Raw genomic sequence first — 17,972 nt, 5'->3', positions numbered from 1 at the left:
CGACAGCCTCTGAGCTCATAGCCGCATCGTACTTGTTCGCCCCGCCACATCGGGAACCAGAACCGCCCGCCAGTTCGAGCCGGGCAGGCGGGGTCGCAATGGCGTCGGTCAGCGGGGCCGCACCGGGTCGAAAGCCGGGATCTTCGCCGTTCGCTGGGCGATCTCGGCGGCCAGGTCGCGGTGCCGGGCCGCGGTTTCCTGGATCTCGGTGGCGTGGGCGCGCTTCTCGGCCATGGTCAGCACCGAGGTGTTGAGGTCGGTCCACTCCACCGACGCGTCCGGGCGCAGCGTGCCCCGGGCGCCGCAGGTCGCGCACGCGACGCCCGTGCCGGACAGCTCGATCACGCTGAGGTGGCAGAGCGGGCACAACCCCGGCTCGCCGAGGTAGGCGACGTCGTCGAACGCCTTGCCGAGCTGCCCGGCCACGTTGGCGCCCAGTTGCGCGGCACGTGTCAGGGCCTCGTCGTCGAGCACGATCGAGTGCGGCGTGCCGGCGCCGCTGAAGACGACCTGATCGACCACGGCGATGTGCATCGAGAACGTGATCGTGTGCAGCAGGGGGAGCGCCAGGGTCTTCCACTGCGGCGTGAGCGATCCGCCGACCGCCAGGAAGCCGGCCACCCGGGGCTTCAGCACGCGCTCGTCGACCCGGAACGGCACGGTCGGCTCGGCGCCGCCGCGGCGCAGCGCCACCAGGTGCTCGATGATCGCGGCGTCGGCGTTCGGGCCGAGCAGGCGGTCGACCAGGAGCTTGAGCGAGGCGGCCATGGTGCGCGACATGATCGAGGTGCTGACGATCAGGCCGTCGCACTCGATCAGCTTCTCCCACAGCCAGTCCAGGTCGGCCTGGCTGGTCAGGTCGAGGTCGGCGAGCCGGACGAGTTCGACGTCGGCGCCGCCGGCCGCGGCCAGCGCGGTGCACAGCACGATTTCCGAGCTGCCCCCGGCGTTGCCGGCGGACAGGCCGAGGATCCGGCTCACGGTTGCCTCCTCTGCATCAGTTCGACGAGGTTGCCCTCGGGGTCGGCGACGAACGCCATCCGCACGCCCTGCTCGGGGGAGGGTTGCGGGGCCATCACGGCCCGCGCGCCCAGCTCCACCACGCGGGCAAACGCACGATCAAGATCGGGGACATCAAAGGCGATGTGCCCGTACGCCTCGGACAGCGCCGCCTCGGCCGGGCCGGCCGGTCGCAGCCCCACGACCGAACCGGGCCGGTGCAACAGTTCCAGGCGATCACCGTGCCCCGGGTGCAGCAGCATGACGATGTCGAGATCGATCGCGTCGACGCGCAGGTCCAGCTCGCGCACGTAGCCGAACGCGGCGCAGTACCACTCAGCCGCCGCCTCCAGGTCGTGCACGGCCAGCCCGGCGTGGTCGAGGCGAGGTTCAGGCATGGACGTTGAGACGTTCCGGGTCGGCCGCGAGGTAGGACTCGAACCGCCGGTCCGGGTCGCGCCGGGCACGGATCTCCTCGAGGCGCTGGTAGTTGGCGTCGGAGAGGAAGCGGTCCTGCCGCACGGTGAAGTCGGTGTCACCGAGATAGACCCCGGCCCCGCCGTCGGCGGCGATCGCGGCGGTCCGCTCATGCACCCAGGTGCGGTACTTCTCGTCGTCGGCCGCGTCCTGGTAGACCACGTAGGTGGCGATGTAGACGTTGCCCTCGACCGAGAACGCCATGTCCGGCAGCGGCCGGGTCGGCGCCCAGCCGTACCAGATGGAGAACGAGTGGGTGGTGTCCAGCTCGCTCCACAGGCGCAGCAGCGGGGGCGCGAGCCGGTCGGCCGGCGCGTCGGTCCAGGTGCAGTCGACCGCGTAGCGGTGGCCCTCCGGGCTCTGCTCGTCCTGCGCGGCGCTCTCCTCGTCGAGGCTGGTCTCGCCGCGCACGTGCCCGAGCGGGGTGAGCGGGCAGCTGTCGAAGACCCGCAACAGGTCCTCGGCCTCGGCCGGCGAGGAGACCATCGCGGTCGTGTGCAGCAGCAGGACCGTGCCGGGATGCGCCACGCCCTCGTCGAGCGGCACGTTCGGCAGGCGGGTGGCGGCGATCACCGGCTCGACCCGGCGGTCGAGTTTCGGCAGCAGCTCATGCATCCAAGCCAGCAGCGAAGCGCCGTCGTCGAGGGAGAACGACCAGGTGTCGTGCCACAGATGCGGATAGGCCGGGTAGGTCTGCAGGTGGAAGGCGGTGACGATGGCCGGGAAGCCCGGCCCGGCCCCGCGCGCCGCCCAGTAGAGGTCGCTGTTCTGCGAGGCATCGCAGCGGATCTGCGAACCGTCGGCGGTCACCACGTCGACCGCCACCACGCTCTCGCAGGCCCAGCCCTTGGCCCGGCTGTTCCAGCCCTGGCCGCCCTGCAGCAGGAAGCCGCCGAGGCCGACGGTGGGGCAGTGGCCGCCGGGAAACGCCCGGCCGTGGGACGTCAGGAACGGGGCGAGCTCGCGGCCGCCACGGACGGCCGGCCCGGCGACGGCGATGCCGGTCGACTCGTCGTACGCCATCGTGTTGAGCTCTTCAAGATCGATGAGCAGCGCATCGTCGCGGACACTCCAGGCCGCCCAGGAGTGTCCGCCGGACCGCACGCTGACCGTCCACCCGCGCTCGCGGGCCATCCGCACGCCGTCGGCGACGTCCTCGGCCGAGGAGGCGATCAGCACCGCGGCCGGATAGCGTTCGGGGCGGCGGTGGTTGAAGACGCGCCCGACCCGCGCCTCCTCGTAGCCGGCGAATCCGCGCTGGAACAGCCTCATGAGGCGCCCTCGGTGGCGAACATCGACGGGCGGGCGCCGGTGATCCAGCCGACCAGGTGGTCGTTCTCGGTCTCGGCGGCCGGGATGTCGGCGACCTTGCGGCCGCGGTTGAGCACCGTGATGCGGTCGCAGACATCCATCGCGAGGGGCAGGTTGTGGGTGACCAGCACGCAGGCCACACCCTGGTCGGCGAGGCGGCGGATGAGCGCCTGCACCTGCTGGGTCTGCTCGTAGCCGAGCGCCGCGGTGGGCTCGTCGAGCAGCAGGATGCCGTTGCGCTCCTCGTCGAACACCCGGGTGGCGCCGCGGGCGAGCGCGACGACCTGACGCTGGCCGCCGGAAAGCATCTCCACCGGGCGGGTCATCGAGGCCGTACGCACCCCGAGCTTGTCCATCTCCTCGGTGGACCGGCGGCGCTGGGCCTTGTGGTCGATGAAGCCGAGCCAGCCGAGCAGACCTTTGCGCAGGATCTCCCGGCCGAGGCTGAGGTTGGTGGCGATGTCCTGCGCGTCGACCAGGGCAAGGTCCTGATAGACCATCTGGATGCCGGCGTGGGTGGCGTCGGCGGGGGAGCCGAACGTCTGCTCCGCGCCGTGCACCCGGATCTCGCCGTTGGTCGGCTGGTGCGCGCCGGACATCACCTTGAGCAACGTGGACTTGCCGGCGCCGTTGTCGCCGAGCAGCCCGAGCACCTCGCCCTGCCGGACCTCGATGTCGATGCCGTCGAGCGCCCGCACATAGCCGTAGTGCATGTCGACGCCGCGCAGTTGCAGCGCCGGCTCGGTGGTAGCAGTCATGACGTCACCTCGTTCCGGTGTGCACGGAGGCACTTGCGTTCTGCACGAGCCGGCGGGACACGGTGGTGGACACCCACTTCTCCACGGCGAGGGAGCCGAGCAGCAGCAGGCCGGTGGTGGCGGTCGCCCAGTAGGGCGAGACACCTTTGATGGTCAGCGCGTTCGAGATGGTGCCGAGGATGAGCGCGCCGACCAGCACCCGGGGCAGCGACCCCCGCCCGCCGGCGAGGGAGACACCGGCGAGCGCGACCGCGGTCAGCGCGTTGAAGATGATGCTGACGTTGGCGGACGGGTTGGCCTCGGTGACCAGCGCGGTGGTCACGATGCCGCCGAGCGCCGCGCAGAACCCGCTGATCACGAAGCCGAGCACCTTGTAGCGGTCGGCGTGGATGCCGGAGCGGCGGACCGCCTCGGCGTTGCCGCCGACCGCCATCATCCGGATGCCGTCGCGAGTGCGGGTGAGGAAGACCGTGAGCACCGCGAACAGCGCGGCGGTGATCCAGACCGGGGCCGGAACTCCGGCGAACCGGTCGGTGCCCAGGAACACCAGCGAGTCCAGCCCGGAGATCGTGTAGCCGCCGGCGATGCCCGCCGCCGCCCCGCTCATCACCGACAGGGTGCCGATGGTGACGATGATCGGGTTGAAACCGCGCAGCGAGATCAGGCCGTTGATCATCCCGACGACGCCGCCGAGGACGAGCGCGACGAAGATCGCCGGCCCGGTCGGCGTGCCGTGGGTGATCAGCCAGCCGCAGACGCAGCCGGCCAGCGCCGCGGTGCCCGGGATCGAGAGGTCCAGGGCGCCGCAGATGATGCCGACGGCGATGCCGGCCGCGAAGATCGCGGTGAGGGCGGCGGCGTTGGCGATCAGCAGCCCGTTGTCGATGCTGGCGAAGTACGGGCTGGCCCAGATGCTGAACGCGATCAGCAGCAGCGCCCAGAGGACGAAGATGCCCCGGTCCCGGACGAAGATCAGCCAGCGGATGAGCGCCGGGTCCTTGTCCTTGTCGGTGCTGACTGCGGTGGCGGCGGCGATGGTCACGGTCATCCTTTCCGCTCCTCTGGCTAGCTGCCGGCCGTGAAGGTCTTCAGCGGAACGACCAGGATCTCGCCGTTCGCCTTCGGGTCGGCCTGCATCTTGACCAGCGTGTCGAACGACTGGGCCATGTCCTGCTGGAGCTGCAGCGCGACGGCCGCGTAGATCTTGCCGTCGGTCACGTCCTTGAGCACCTCGTCGTTGCCGCCGAAGTCGGTGACGCAGTTGAGCTTCTTGCCGGCCGAGCTGAACGCCCCGAGCGCGCCGAGGCCGCCCTCGTCGTTGGCCGCCATGACCGCCGTGATGTCGGGGTGGCCCTGCAGCGCGTTGCCGATGTCGGTCTGCGCCGAGGCCCGGTCCTTCGCGATCAGCGTCTGCACGATGGTGGCGTTCGGAGCGGCGGCCTTGAGCGCCGCGGCGGCCGCGGTGTCGAAGGCCTCCTTGCCGGCCGTGCCCTCCTGGCTGCCCAGGTAGAGGACCTTGCCGGTGCCGCCGGACTTCTCGGTCATGCACTTGCCGAGCTGCTCGCCGAGGGCCTTGCCGCTGGCCTCGTAGTCGATGTAGTCGAACGTGATGCCGGGCTGCGCCCCGCTGAACCCGTACTCGTCGGGCTTGCCGTTGACCAGCAGCGGCACTCCCTTCGACTGGGCCGTCTTGATCAGCTCGGACATCGACTTGGGGGCGATCGAGAGGATCCAGGCTGCGCCCGCGCGGCCGGAGCTGATCACCTCGTTGAGCTGCTGGGTCTGCTTGGTGGCGTCGAAGTTGGGGTCCTGGACGACGACCTCCCAGCCCTTCGAGCTGGCGTAACCCTTCACGCCCTCGGACAGGCTCTTCAGCGCCGGCGGAGCGAGCGAGAGCGGCGAGAAGACCAGCGTCTTGGGCAGCGCCTTGGTGCTTCCCGAATCGGTGCTGGTGGCCGTGGAGTCACTCGCGTGGCTGCAGGCCGCGGCGAGGAGCAGAGGGGTCGTGGCAAGGGCGACGGCCAAGGCGCGAAGAGGGCGCCGGCGGAAAGCAGTCATGGAACGAACTCCTCTTATCAAGAGAAGACACGAATTAGAGAGGGAGTGGGCGCTTTGTCAGCCGCCGCTTTCACATCATGAAAGCCGATTTCTGAATTACTTGAGAACATAGGGGACCGGTGCAGCTGATGTCCATGGCTTGACCGGACCATTTCAAACTTGTGTCGGCCAGGACCTCTGCAGGCCGTTCACCAGGGCGACCATGGTGTCGTGGGCCGGGGTCGGCACGCCCACGCGGCGGCCTTCGGCGGCGATGCCGCCGTTCAGCACGCCGATCTCGGTCGGCCGTCTGACCAGCACGTCCTGCAACATCGAGGGCTTGTGGGAGTACGCCTCCCGAATGGCCTCCTCGACCGAGTCACGCGGATCGCGGGTGAGCGTGATCCCGGCCCGGGCGCAGACCGCGAGCGCCTCGTCGATCAGCCTCCCGACCTCGGTGCGCAGGCCGGGATCGGTGCAGACCTGGCCCACGGTGAGGCCGGTGAGCGCGGAAAGTGGGCTGGTAGCCGCGTTGAACACGACTTTCGTCCACTGAGGGCCGCGTGCGTCGGCGACCGCGTGCGTGGTGAGGCCGCCCTCGTTCAGCAGCCGGGCCAGCAGCTCGATCTCGTCGGAGCGCGCCGGGCTCGGCTCGAACGGGCCGATCCACGAGTCGCCGGGCGCGTCGTAACGAACCACCCCGGGCGCCGGAACCGCGCCCGCGGTGACGATCGTGCCGCGCATGACCCGGGGGACGTGCTCGGCGACGATCTCCTCGTTGCCGACCCCGTTCTGCACGCTGACCACGCCGGCGTCCTTGAGCGCGTGCGCGGCCGCCGCCACGGCCGCGCTGGTGTGCAGCGCTTTCGTGGCCACGATGCCGAGGTCGCAGCGCGGCAGATCGGCCGCGTCGGTGATCGCGTCGACCGGGGCCACGAAATCCGCGAGCCCGGTGACCCGGAGGCCGCCGGCCCGGATCGCCGCCATGTGCTCCGGCCAGGGATCGACGGCCCAGACCTCCACGCCGTCCGCCCGGCTGAGGTGCGCGGCGTAGAGGCTGCCGATGGCGCCGCAGCCCAGCACCGCCACGCGGATCACGGCGTCGGGGCCGGCGTCGGGGCGCCGGCCATCAGGATGTCGCGGGCCAGGGCGGCGCAGCGGGCCGGCTGGGCGCCGCCGATGCCGAGGCCGGCCACGACCTGGCCGTCCACCTCGATCGGCAGGCCGCCCGGCGCGGCCAGCAGCGGCGCCGGGTGCAGGGCGGCCAGCTGATCGGAGGGGTACCACGAGGCCAGGTGCTCGCTGGGCAGCCCGAAACGGGCGGCCGTGCTCGCGGTGGCCAGGGCCACCTCGACGCCGCCGGCCACCGCGCCGTCCATCCGGTCCTGCTGGATCGGGTCGCCGCCGCGGTCCACCACCGCGACACTGATGTTCATGCCCTGGAGGGCGGCCTCGGCCAGCACCCGGTCGACCAGGTCGAGCGCCCAGTCGAGCTCGTGCTGGTCGGCGGCCGGATTCGCCGGCTTCATGCCGAGGCTGTCGGCCGGATCGACGGTCAGATCACCGAACCGCGTCTTCCACCGGGCCGCGTCGTCACCGTGCTGGCCGACATAGGGCGTGCCCATGGCGTACGCAATAAGAAGGTCTTCGGGGTTGGCGGGTTTGCCCTCGGCGCTGACCACCTCGGGCGCCACCCCGGCCGGCAGGAACGGGCTGACCGTGGCGCCGGAGGCCGAGATGCCGCCGATGACTTCTTTTCCCGGACCGAGGATCGGCAGGCCGCCGGCGCCCGGGAAGAGCGCCTCCGGCGACGCCGTCACGAACCCGGCCGAGATCGGGGCGGGCAGCGTGGTCATCCGCTGCAGGTGCTCCGAGCTGGGGATCTGCTGGGTCGCCGAGATCCACGCCTTGGAGCGGGCGCGAGCCATGCCGCCGGGACCGCCGTGATCGAGGCGGGACGCCGTGACCAGCGCGCCGCTCGCGCCGACCACGGCGATCGCACCGCGCAGGCCCAGCTGTTCGGCCTTGTCCACCGCCCGCCGCACCAGCGCACGGGCCTCCGCCAGGCTGACGTCGGCGGGGTGGACCGCGCCCATCAGGCGCCGACCATGTTGTACCCGCCGTCGGCGACCATGTATCCGCCGGTCATGTGGAACGCGTCGTCGCTGGCCAGGAACAGCGCGGTGCCGGCCAGCTCGGTCGGGCCGGGGATGCGGCCCATCGGGGTCATCTTGCGCAGCTGGTCGCCGCGGCCCTCCTGCCAGTCCTTGCGGCCGAGGGTCGCGTCGGTCTCGATGAAGCCGGGGGCGAACACGTTGACCCGGACGGCCGGGGCGAAGGCGTGCGCGTACGACTTGGTGAGGCCGAGCAGGCCGTATTTCGCCGCGGCGTACTGCGGAGCGCGGGCGCTGCCGCGGACGATGACGGTCGAGCCGATGTTGACGATGGCTCCGTGTCCCTGGTCCAGCATGCGCGCGCCGAATTCGTGAACACAGGCCATCGTGCCCTTGATGTCGACGGCCAGGACGTGGTCGACGGACTCCTCGGTGATGTCGCGCCACGACATCTGCTCGCGGGCCACGTCGCCGACGTTGTTGATCAGCACGTCGACCCCGCCGAGCTGGGTGAACGCGTCCTCGGCGAGCCGGGCGACGTCGGACCAGACGGCGATGTCGGCCTGCAACAGCACCGGCTCGGAGCCGGCCTCGCGGACCCGCTCGGCGGTCTCCTCGGCGCCGGCCTTGGACGAGCGGTAGTGCACGCCGACCGTGCGGGCGCCCTCCTGGGCGGCGCGCAGGGCGATCGCGGCGCCGAAACCGGTGCCGGCGCCGGTGACGACGACGGAGCGGCCCTCGAAGCGGCGGGGGATGTAAACGGACATTTGTAACTCCTTAAACGAGGACTCGGCCGCCGTCGACATAGAGGACCTGGCCGGTGATGAAACCGGCCCGGTCGGAGGCAAGGAAGGTCACCGCGTCGGCGACCTCCTCGGGCACCCCGAGGCGCTGGGCCGGGACGAGCGCCTCCAGGGCCTCGCGGTTGCCATCCTTGTCGAGGTGGTCCTTGGTCAGGTCGGTTTCGATGTAGCCGGGCGCGACCGCGTTGACCGTGACACCGTGCTCGGCCCACTCCCGGGCCATCACCCGGATGAGCTGGTTGAGCCCGCCCTTGGTGGCCGCGTACGGCGCGTGCTTGGCGTGCGCCAGCAAACCGGACACCGACGACACGAACACCATCCGGCCGTAGCCGGCGCCCACCATCAACCGCCCGACGTGCTGGCCCAGCCAGTACGCCGTGGAGAGGTTGAGCTCGAGCAACTGCTGCCAGTCGGCGTCGGTGAGATCGAGAACCGGCCGCCGGACGTTGCGCCCGACCGCGTGCAGGAACACCTCGGGCACGCCGATCCGGGCCGCGGCCTCGTCGACGACGTCCCGGCACGCCTGCGGATCACGCAGGTCGCACTTGATCGTCTCGATCCGGCCCTCGGACTGCCGGGCCACGGCCTCGAGGTTCTGCTCGCTGACGTCGGCGACGGCAACCCGCGCGCCCTGGGCCGCGAGGCTGAGCGCGCTGGCGCCGCCCAGGCCACCCGCGCCGATCACGAGGGCCGGCCGACCGGTGAGCGCTAACCAGTCACGCATGGTGCCACCTCTGTCATTCTCGCATTATGAAAGCGACTATCCAGTACCGTAGACGCTGCCCCCAGGGCTGTAAATAGGCTCGTAACACGGGGCCGTAGGCTGACCGTCGACAGGAGACAAGGGGGGTTCGATGGCGCGAACAGCGGCGGAGGCAAAGCCCGAGTACCGGGTGGAAGCGCTGGCCAAAGGACTCCGTCTGCTCAACCTCTTCACCGAGCAGCGGCCCACCTGGCGGGTCACCGACCTGGCCGAGGCGGCCGGCCTGCCGATGCCTACCGCTTACCGGGTGGTGCAGACGCTGACCGCCGAGGGCTACCTCGACCACCTGCCCAACGGCGATTACCGCCCCGGCGTCCGGGTGCTCACCCTCGGCACCGCCGCGCTGCGCAGCCTCGACCTGGTCGAGCTGGCCACCCCGCGACTGCAGCGGCTGGCCGCCGAGACCGGCGAGACGGTCAACCTGGCCGTGCTCACCGGCGACCGGGTGCTCTATCTGATCCGCCTGCGCAACTCCGACCTGGTCACCGCGAACATCCAGGTCGGCTCGACGCTGCCGGCCGTGCACACGTCGATCGGCAAGCTGCTGCTCGCCTACCTCTCCCCGGAGTCGCTGCGCGAGCACGTCACCTCGGCGTCGTTCCCCAGCCAGCACGGGCCCAACGCGAAGGTGTCGCTCGACGAGCTGGCCGAGGAGCTGGGCCGCATCCGCGAGCAGGGCTGGGCGGTGCAGGACGAGGAGCTGGCGTACGGGTTGCGCTCGGTCGCCGGGCCGATCACCGGCCCGGACGGAAGCGTCGTGGCCGGGGTCAACCTGGCCGTGCAGGCCCGCGACTGGTCCGCCCAGCGCATCGTGCGCGAGCTGCGCCCGACCATCCTGTCCGCGTGCGTGGAGATCTCCCAGCTGATCTCCGGGCGGTAATTAAAGCGCTCTTCGCACGGCGAGAGTGCTAGCGTTCATGGCACCTTGGCCTGAGGAGGACCGGTGCTTTCGGGAGACGACGACATCTCCGGGTGATCCCGGCGCTGTCCCATCACGTCCCCGTGCCCGTTCTCCTGCCAGAGGTCTCTCACTCGTGTCCATCGTGTGCACCCATCTGTCCTTTTCCTGGCCCGACGACTCTCCCGTCTTCGCGGACCTCTCCTTCGCCGTGCCGGCCGGCCGCACCGGCCTGGTCGCCGCCAACGGCGCCGGCAAGAGCACCCTGCTCCAACTGATCGCCGGCCTGCTGCGGCCCACCGCGGGAGCGGTCACGGTCGACGGCGCGCTCGGCTACCTCCCGCAGGACCTGCCGCTGGCCGGCGAACCCACGGTCGCCGAGATCCTCGGTGTCGCCGACCGGCTCGCCGCGCTGCACGCCATCGAGTCCGGCGACGCCGCCGAGGAGCATTTCACCGTCATCGGCGCCGATTGGGACGTCGAGGAACGCAGCCGCGCCCTGCTCGACCGGCTCGGCCTCGGCGACGTGGCGCTCGACCGGCGGCTCGGCACCCTCAGCGGCGGCCAGACCGTCTCCCTCGGGCTCGCCGCCCAGCTCGTCGACGAACCGGCCGTGCTGCTGCTCGACGAGCCCACCAACAACCTCGACCGGGCTGCCCGCTCCCGGCTGCACGCGGTCCTCGACGACTTCACCGGCTGCCTGCTGATCGTCAGCCACGACCGGGAACTGCTCGACCGGATGGACCGCATCGCCGGCCTCGACCGCGGGTCGCTGACCCTGTTCGGCGGCAACTACTCGGCGTACGACCAGGCCGCGCGCATCGAGCGGGAGGCCGCCGAGCGCACCGTGCGGTCGGCCGAGGCCGAGGTCAAGCGGGAGAAACGGGAGCTCCAGCAGGCCCGCGAGCGATCTGCCCGGCGCGCCTCCACCGCCAAACGCAACCTCGACAGCGCCGGCCTGCCCAAGCTGTTCGCCGGCAACATGAAGAACAGCGCCGAGGCGTCGGCCGGCCGGGCCGGGCAGATGCACGCCGGCCGGATGGCGGGCGCGCAGTCCCGCCTCGACGAGGCCGAACGGCAGATCCGCGACGACGACCGGATCGTCATCGACCTGCCCGACACCGCGGTCCCGGCCGGCCGCACCCTGTTCGAGGGCGACGGGCTGCGCGTCCGCGACGTCTTCCGCGACCTCGACCTGACCATCCGCGGGCCCGAGCGGATCGCGCTGACCGGCCCGAACGGCTCCGGCAAGACCACCCTGCTGCGCCTGATCGCCGGCTTCGCCGAACCGGACGAAGGGCAGATCCGACGCACCGACGGCCGGATCGCCTACCTCTCCCAGCGCCTCGACCTGCTCGACGAGGACCGGTCGGTCGCCGAGAACCTGGCCACGTTCGCGCCCGGCCTGCCCGACCGCGACCGGATGAACCGGCTGGCCCGCTTCCTGTTCCGCGGCGACCAGGCCCACCTGCCGGTGCGGGTGCTCTCCGGCGGCGAACGGCTGCGGGCCACCCTGGCCTGCGTGCTGTGCGCCGAGCCGGCCCCGCAGCTGCTGCTGCTCGACGAGCCGACCAACAACCTCGACCTGATCAGCGTGGCCCAGCTGGCTAGCGCGCTGAGTGGCTACCAGGGCGCCTTCGTTGTGGTCAGCCACGACGAACGTTTTCTGACGGAAGTCGCCGTCGGTCGGCGCGTGGTGCTGAAAGGGCGGTAGGGGGCTGGCCGAACGACGGCTGGTGTCGGTGCCGTCACCGGAGGTCCAATCCACCTACTCCAAGTGAACGGATACGTGGGAGGGCGTCATCGTCACTCGTCTTCTCATCTCGGCCGCGCTCTGCCCGTTCGCGGTGGCGGTGCTCTGGCACCTGTTGATCCGCGGAAGCGCTCGATGGAACGAACATCAGGACCCGTTCGCCGGCTATGACGAACCTGCCTACCGGCCGACCACAGCCAGCGCGGAACGCCACCTGCCCGTCGGCGACGACTCGCTCTCGGGTTCACACAAGCTATGAACGCCGTCGCTGGAGGCGGCCCGAAATTGATCTATAAAGTGCGGTGACCCCGACGAGTAATGATCGATCTGGCTGAGTACGGTCGCCGGGTGCCTTTGCCGATCTCGAAGAAGAAACTCAACCAATTGGGCGCGCGAATCGCGGCCGGGGATTCCCCGGCGGGGGCGGATCTCGTCCAGCTCAAGGAAGTTTTGCGTGCGTATCAAGCGATCCTGGACACGGTCGAGGAACAGCTGACCCAAATTGATCTTCGCGCGACGACCAGGGTCAAGACGCGGTCGGTGCTCATCGAGAAGCTACGTCGCGAGGGCGGCATGGAATTGGCCCGGGTCCAGGATCTGGCCGGTGCCCGCATTGTCGTCGATGGCGACTGGGCCGAGCAGGACGCGGTCGTCGCGCGCGTGGCGTCTCATTTCGACGGCTGGACGGGCAAGCAGCCCAGGGTTGTCGACCGCCGGTTGCGGCCGAGCCATGGTTACCGCGCGGTTCACGTGATCGTCTTTCCGGACGGTGTTCCCGTCGAGATCCAGGTCCGGACCGAGGTGCAGAACAACTGGGCCCAGATCGTTGAGCGTCTCGCTGACCGGTGGGGTCGCGGTCTGCGATACGGCGAGGATCCGCAGGATGCCGGTCTACCTGCCGAGGGTGTCGCCTTCCGCGATGGCGGTCCAGTTTCCCGGGCCGAGGTCATTAGAGACCTTCGCGAGGTGTCCGATGAAATTTCGCTACTCGAAGTGGCGGAACGCGAGATGGTCGGATATTGGACAATTTCGTCAGTCAGCCTAGAGAAGAGAATCGAACAGTCCCTGCAGCGCGAAGTGGGCGATCTTGATGTGGATGCGACCCTGTTCTACCTGCGTCTCCGAGCTTCATTCAAAAAGCTGATCAACACCGCGATGTCGCCTGGTACCTCGCCGCTGTTGCGATTCCGGAGCAGCGGTGTGCGACGCGTAAAGCGATACGTTGGTCGATTCATCCGCCGGACGGTGCCCAACGTGAAATCCCCGGACGCGGACTTCGTTCGTGTGAAACTTCGCGGCGTGGACACGATCGTTGTTGAAGTGGCGGAGGAACTTCGGTCGCGATTGAAAGTTCGCCAGGCTACCCTCCGGGATACGCTGCAAAGGCTGGCCGAGTACGTGGAGCAGGGAGGAATCCGGTGAAGCACTACCTTGTGGTGTTCAATCGCCGCGCGGGCTCCATCGTCCGGTTCGTCGAATACTCGGTGGCTGATGACGCCCTGACCGCTCGGTTCGACGCGGAGGACGAGTTCGCGGCCGACGCGGACATTGAGGTCGTGGTCCTCGGTGCATCGTCGGAAGAGATGCTGCACAGAACACATGGCCGGTACTTCAAGCGCACCAAGGAGCTTGCGGTGGACGCGCTCAGCGCATTTCGTGAGTTCGAAGCGGCCTCACGCGCCCGCGCCGCGCTCTGAACAAGCTGTTAGCCGACGACCGGGCTGCGCCGCTCGATCAAGGTGACGTCGCGCCAGACGCCGTGATGGCGGCCGACCCGCTGCCGGGTGCCGACCGTGCGGAAGCCGCAGGCGGCGTGTAACGCGAGGCTCGCGGCGTTCTCGGGGAAGACGCCGGACTGGATCGTCCAGACGCCGGCCGCCTCGGTGGCGGCGATCAGCGCCTCCAACAGGGCGCGGCCCACCCCGCGGCCGGCGGCGGACGGGTGCACGTAAACGGAGTGCTCGACCACGCCGGCATAGACCGCCCGGTCGGACACCCGGGCGCAGGCCACCCAGCCCTGCACCTCGCCGGCCTCGCCGATCGCCACGAAACGCAGGCCGGGCAGCCGGGTCTCGGTGAAGCGCGCCCACTCGGGCGGCTCGGTCTCGAAGGTGGCGTTCCCGGTGGCGATGCCGAGCCGGTAGATCGCCAGGACAGCGGCGGCATGCTCGTCGGTCAGTGCGCTGATCACCCGTCTAGGGTGCCAGGGCGTCGGATACCGACTTGGCCCCGCCGTGCGAGGCGGCACCGCCGTCGACCGGGATCTCGGCGCCGGTCACGTAGGAGGCGGCGTCGCTGAGCAGGAAGGCGACCACGGCGGCCACCTCCTCGGGGGTGCCGGCCCGGCCCAGTGGGGTCTCGGCGATGCTGGCGGCCCGGAAGACCGGCGAGGCGGACGCCGTCATCGGGGTGTCGATGAAACCGGGATGCACGATGTTGACCCGGATGCCCTGCGGGCCCAGCGCCAGGCAGGCGGCATGCGTCAAACCCCACAAAGACCACTTGCTTGCCGTGTACGCGACCGGATAGTGCCCCTGCATCGCGGCCAGGGAGCCGACGTTGACGATCGACGAACCCGGTCCCATCAGCGGGGACAGGGCCTGGATGCCGAGCAGCGGGCCCAGCACGTTGACGGCCTGGACGCGTTCGAAGTCGGCCGGGGTGACCTCGCCCAGGCGGGCTCGCCACGTCGCGCCGGCCGAGTTGACCAGGCCGTGCACGGGCGCGCCGGCCAGCGAGGACGCCAGATCCGTCCACGCCTTCTCACCCCGTACGTCAAAATCGGGAAGATCCAGCGCAACCACCTCGTCGCCGGACGCCCGCAGGGCGGCGGCCACCGCGGCGCCGATTCCGGACGCCGCGCCCGTCACCACGACTCGCCGCATGACCCTCACTGTGCCGCCCGAGGTGGGTATCGCGGAAGGCGCGGTCGCTGATGCCGGGCATTCGCCGCGGTTATGACCTCATGCCGGGTGCGGAACGGCCGATCTGAGCCGGGAGCGGACTCACCGCGCGGGAGGGAAATCATGAGGCAGCCACGGGTGGCGCAGCTCTGGCGTATCGCCACCGTGCTGATGTACGCCGGCGCGGCCGTCGCCGTCGGTTCTCTGCTCGCCGACCGTGCGCCGCTGGGGGAGAAGCCGCCGTGGCAGATGCTCGCGGCGTCGCCGGTGTTCGAGCTGATCGGGATCGGCATGGCCGTGCGGGCGTGGCGGCATCCGGGACTCGACCGGCGCAGTCGGCGGGCCTGGGGGATCATCGCGATCGCGTACGCGCTGCTGCTGATCTCCGAGCCGATGCGTGCGCTCTTCCCGGCCGGGGGGCACTTCCCGACGCCGAGCGACTCGGTGCGGCTGCTGTTCGCGCCGGTGCTGCTCGCCGGCCTGCTCATGCTGCCGCTGCGGACCCGCGGCCGGCGGGCCCGGCGCAAGATGTGGCTGGACACCACGGTCGTGATGATCGCCAGCGCCATGCTGCTCTGGTTCGTCGAGGTCGACGCCAAGACGGCGGGCATCGCGCGGGACACACTGATCGCGTCGCTCGCCTACCCGGTGCTCGACCTCGTCATGATCTTCGGCGGCATCGTGCTGCTGTTACGCGGGGCGGCGGCCTCGGTGCGCCGGCCGGCCATCATGATCATCGTCGCCATGGTGATGCTGGCGGTGGGCGACGCCTACCTGGGCTACAAGCAGAGCCACTTCGGTGACGTCCCGCGGGACCGCTGGCAGTTCGCGTGCTGGCTCACCGGTCACTTCCTGCTCGCCATGGCCGCCTTCACCCAGGTGCGGGAGGCCGGCGAGCACCGCCTGCGGATCGAGGACCCGACCGCCCGGGCCGCGGCCCGGCTGCCCTATCTGGCGATGGGTCTGGGCTACGCGCTGTTGCTGGTCGCGGTGCGCGACTACCCGCTGCGCACGGTCGGCCTGGTGCTCGGCGCGGTGGCGATGACCGCGGTGGTCGTCGCCCGGCAGGTCATCGCGCTGCGCGAGAACCACGAGCTGGCGACGACCGACACGCTCACCGGGCTGGTCAACCGGCGGCAACTGTACGAGCGGCTGCGGCTCGCCGTGGCCCGGGCGCGCGGGCGCAGCACGGTCGCCGCGGTGCTGATCGACATGAACGGCTTCAAGCAGGTCAACGACACCATGGGGCACGAGGCCGGCGACCAGTTGCTGAAGGCATTCGGCGAGCTGCTGCGGGCCAACGTGCTCGGCAGCGACGTGGTCGGCCGGCTCGGTGGTGACGAGTTCGCGATCGTGCTGCACGACATCACGTCGGTGGACAACGCGATCGCGGTCGTCGACCGCATCATCGGCGCGATGCAGGAGCCGGTGGATGTCGGCGAGGCGGCGGTGCAGCCGCAGGCCAGCTTCGGCATCGCGCTCGCCCTCCCGGGCGAGGACGACGCGGACGCCCTGCTGCGCCGGGCCGACCTGGCGATGTACCAGGCCAAGGAGAACCGCACGACGGGGTACGCCGTGTACGCCGCCGCAAAGGTCTGACCTGTTCGACGTGACGTATGCCCTCATGCCCCGGGTGAGGTGGCCGATGGGGTAGCGGTAGCGAGAGGGAGGGACCGAATGACTCGGATGTGGCGCTGGGGTGCCGTCCTGCTGTATGCGAGCTTCGCGCTCTGCCTCGGCAGCATGGCCGCCGGCCTCAACGCCCCGCCCCCGGCGGCGCCGTGGCAGATCAGCGTCTTCAACACCCTCTACGGGATCGCCGGCATCGTCATGGCGGTCTGGGCCTGGCGGCACCGGGCGCTCGACCAGCGCAGCCGGCGGGCCTGGGGCATCATCGCCGTCTCATACCTGATCCTGCTGCTCTCCGGCATCGTCCGCGGCGTCCTCCCGGCCGGCGCCTTCCCGACGCCCGGCGACACGCTGCGGCTGCTGTTCGCCCCGGTCCTGCTGGCCGGGCTGCTCACCCTGCCGCTGCGCACCCGTGGCAAGCGGGCCCGGCACAAGATGTGGCTCGACACCACGCTGGTCATGATCGGCTGCGGCATGCTGCTGTGGTACTTCGAGGCCGGCGACAACGTCGACAAGGCCGGGCACATTTCCGGCAACGCTCTCGCGGCCGCGATCGCCTACCCGGCGTTCGACCTGGTCATGATCTTCGGGGCGACCGTGCTGCTGCTGCGCGGGGCCGCGGCCTCGGTGCGCCGGCCGGCCGTCCTGATCACCCTGGCGATGCTGGCCCTGGTCGTCGGCGACGCCTACTTCGGCTACGTGCAGACCCGGCTCGACCAGGTGGCGCCCTCCGACAACTGGCAGTACGCCTGCTGGATCACCGGGCCGTTCCTGCTCGCGATGGCCGCCTACGAGCAGGTTCGCGAGGCCGCCAACCACGACCTGCGCATCGAGGACCCGACCGCGCGGACCGCCGCCCGGCTGCCCTACTTCGCGATGGGCCTCGGCTATGCGCTGCTGGTCTTCGCGGTGCGCAACGAGCCGATGCGCACCGTCGGGCTCGTCCTCGGCGCCGTCGCGATGACCTCCGTCGTGGTCGCCCGGCAGGTCGTGGCGCTGCGCGAGAACCATGAGCTGGCCACCACCGACACGCTGACCGGCCTGGTCAACCGGCGGCAGCTCTATTCCCGGCTGCGGATCGCCCTGGCCCGGGCCCGGGGCCGCGGCACGGTCGCCGCGGTGCTGATCGACATGAACGGCTTCAAGCAGGTCAACGACACCATGGGCCACGAGGCCGGCGACCAGTTGCTGGTCGCTTTCGGTCAGGTGCTGCGGGCCAACGTGTTCGGCACCGACGTGGTCAGCCGGCTCGGCGGTGACGAGTTCGCGATCGTGCTGCACGACATCGCCTCCGTCGACAACGCGATCGCCGTCGTCAACCGCATCATCGGCGCCATGCAGGAGCCGGTCGAGATCGGCGAGGTCGCGGTGCAGCCGCAGGCCAGCTTCGGCATCGCCCTCGCCCTCTCGGGCGAGGACGACGCGGACGCCCTGCTGCACCGGGCCGACCTCGCGATGTACCAGGCCAAGGAGAACCGCACGACGGGGTACGCCGTGTACGCCGCCGCCGAGGTGCCGGCCGCTTGA

General features: G+C 70.5%; 18 protein-coding genes. 6 read left to right on the top strand and 12 right to left on the bottom strand.

What is annotated here, in order from left to right; genetic code table 11:
• Positions 1-108 precede the first annotated feature (108 nt).
• The 10 genes from AB0E90_RS25535 to AB0E90_RS25490 all read right to left on the bottom strand — a co-directional run bounded on the left by AB0E90_RS25535 (position 109) and on the right by AB0E90_RS25490 (position 9,223).
• Positions 109-981 (bottom strand): NAD(P)H-dependent oxidoreductase, encoded by an 873-nt coding sequence (locus AB0E90_RS25535; RefSeq protein WP_360410476.1) that lies wholly within the window; start codon positions 979-981, stop codon positions 109-111.
• Positions 978-1,397, bottom strand: a complete 420-nt coding sequence (locus AB0E90_RS25530; RefSeq protein WP_360410474.1) for a VOC family protein — start codon at positions 1,395-1,397, stop codon at positions 978-980. Before AB0E90_RS25530 ends, AB0E90_RS25535 begins: the two co-directional genes overlap by 4 nt.
• On the bottom strand, positions 1,390-2,748 hold the full coding sequence (locus tag AB0E90_RS25525) for an FAD-binding protein (protein WP_360410471.1): 1,359 nt from the start codon (positions 2,746-2,748) through the stop codon (positions 1,390-1,392). The genes AB0E90_RS25530 and AB0E90_RS25525 overlap by 8 nt, the downstream gene beginning before the upstream one ends.
• Positions 2,745-3,545 (bottom strand): ATP-binding cassette domain-containing protein, encoded by an 801-nt coding sequence (locus AB0E90_RS25520; RefSeq protein WP_360410468.1) that lies wholly within the window; start codon positions 3,543-3,545, stop codon positions 2,745-2,747. The genes AB0E90_RS25525 and AB0E90_RS25520 overlap by 4 nt, the downstream gene beginning before the upstream one ends.
• Before the next feature lie 4 nt (positions 3,546-3,549).
• The gene (locus AB0E90_RS25515; RefSeq protein ID WP_360410465.1) at positions 3,550-4,593 is read right to left on the bottom strand and encodes an ABC transporter permease; all 1,044 of its coding nucleotides are present in this window, start codon (positions 4,591-4,593) and stop codon (positions 3,550-3,552) included.
• Positions 4,594-4,610: 17 nt separating this feature from the next.
• Positions 4,611-5,603, bottom strand: coding sequence for a sugar ABC transporter substrate-binding protein (locus AB0E90_RS25510; protein WP_360410462.1), 993 nt, complete (start codon positions 5,601-5,603; stop codon positions 4,611-4,613).
• Between the two features lie 153 nt (positions 5,604-5,756).
• Positions 5,757-6,671, bottom strand: a complete 915-nt coding sequence (locus tag AB0E90_RS25505) for a 2-dehydropantoate 2-reductase (RefSeq protein ID WP_360410459.1) — start codon at positions 6,669-6,671, stop codon at positions 5,757-5,759.
• 5 nt (positions 6,672-6,676) lie between these two features.
• Complete coding sequence (locus tag AB0E90_RS25500; protein WP_360410456.1) at positions 6,677-7,678, bottom strand: heme-binding protein; 1,002 nt, start codon at positions 7,676-7,678, stop codon at positions 6,677-6,679.
• Positions 7,678-8,463, bottom strand: a complete 786-nt coding sequence (locus AB0E90_RS25495) for an SDR family oxidoreductase (protein ID WP_360410454.1) — start codon at positions 8,461-8,463, stop codon at positions 7,678-7,680. Before AB0E90_RS25495 ends, AB0E90_RS25500 begins: the two co-directional genes overlap by 1 nt.
• A 10-nt stretch (positions 8,464-8,473) precedes the next feature.
• Positions 8,474-9,223, bottom strand: a complete 750-nt coding sequence (locus AB0E90_RS25490) for an SDR family NAD(P)-dependent oxidoreductase (RefSeq protein WP_360410451.1) — start codon at positions 9,221-9,223, stop codon at positions 8,474-8,476.
• A gap of 130 nt (positions 9,224-9,353) precedes the next feature.
• On the opposite strand from AB0E90_RS25490, the gene AB0E90_RS25485 reads away from it, so the two are divergent.
• The 4 genes from AB0E90_RS25485 to AB0E90_RS25470 all read left to right on the top strand — a co-directional run bounded on the left by AB0E90_RS25485 (position 9,354) and on the right by AB0E90_RS25470 (position 13,610).
• Positions 9,354-10,142: an IclR family transcriptional regulator gene (locus AB0E90_RS25485; protein WP_360410448.1), complete on the top strand. Its 789-nt coding sequence runs from the start codon at positions 9,354-9,356 to the stop codon at positions 10,140-10,142.
• A 154-nt stretch (positions 10,143-10,296) separates the two neighbouring features.
• A complete protein-coding gene (locus AB0E90_RS25480) occupies positions 10,297-11,874 on the top strand; it encodes an ABC-F family ATP-binding cassette domain-containing protein (RefSeq protein ID WP_360410445.1) in 1,578 nt (525 codons plus the stop codon).
• A 357-nt stretch (positions 11,875-12,231) separates the two neighbouring features.
• Positions 12,232-13,335, top strand: a complete 1,104-nt coding sequence (locus AB0E90_RS25475) for a hypothetical protein (protein WP_360410442.1) — start codon at positions 12,232-12,234, stop codon at positions 13,333-13,335.
• Positions 13,332-13,610: a hypothetical protein gene (locus tag AB0E90_RS25470; RefSeq protein WP_360410439.1), complete on the top strand. Its 279-nt coding sequence runs from the start codon at positions 13,332-13,334 to the stop codon at positions 13,608-13,610. The genes AB0E90_RS25475 and AB0E90_RS25470 overlap by 4 nt, the downstream gene beginning before the upstream one ends.
• Before the next feature lie 8 nt (positions 13,611-13,618).
• On the opposite strand, the gene AB0E90_RS25465 is transcribed toward AB0E90_RS25470, so the two are convergent.
• Both AB0E90_RS25465 and AB0E90_RS25460 read right to left on the bottom strand, forming a co-directional pair.
• A complete protein-coding gene (locus AB0E90_RS25465; protein WP_360410436.1) occupies positions 13,619-14,104 on the bottom strand; it encodes an N-acetyltransferase family protein in 486 nt (161 codons plus the stop codon).
• A gap of 4 nt (positions 14,105-14,108) precedes the next feature.
• The gene (locus AB0E90_RS25460; protein ID WP_360410433.1) at positions 14,109-14,798 is read right to left on the bottom strand and encodes an SDR family oxidoreductase; all 690 of its coding nucleotides are present in this window, start codon (positions 14,796-14,798) and stop codon (positions 14,109-14,111) included.
• A 141-nt stretch (positions 14,799-14,939) separates the two neighbouring features.
• Between AB0E90_RS25460 and AB0E90_RS25455 the strand changes: the two genes are divergently transcribed.
• Complete coding sequence (locus AB0E90_RS25455) at positions 14,940-16,415, top strand: GGDEF domain-containing protein (RefSeq protein WP_360410430.1); 1,476 nt, start codon at positions 14,940-14,942, stop codon at positions 16,413-16,415.
• 78 nt (positions 16,416-16,493) lie between these two features.
• Positions 16,494-17,972, top strand: a complete 1,479-nt coding sequence (locus AB0E90_RS25450) for a GGDEF domain-containing protein (RefSeq protein ID WP_360410427.1) — start codon at positions 16,494-16,496, stop codon at positions 17,970-17,972.

The sequence above is a fragment of the Actinoplanes sp. NPDC026619 genome, from assembly GCF_040638295.1.
Taxonomy (GTDB): Bacteria; Actinomycetota; Actinomycetes; order Mycobacteriales; family Micromonosporaceae; genus Actinoplanes.
Note: the sequence above shows the minus strand (reverse complement) of the source record. Positions and strands in the feature narration are given on the sequence as shown.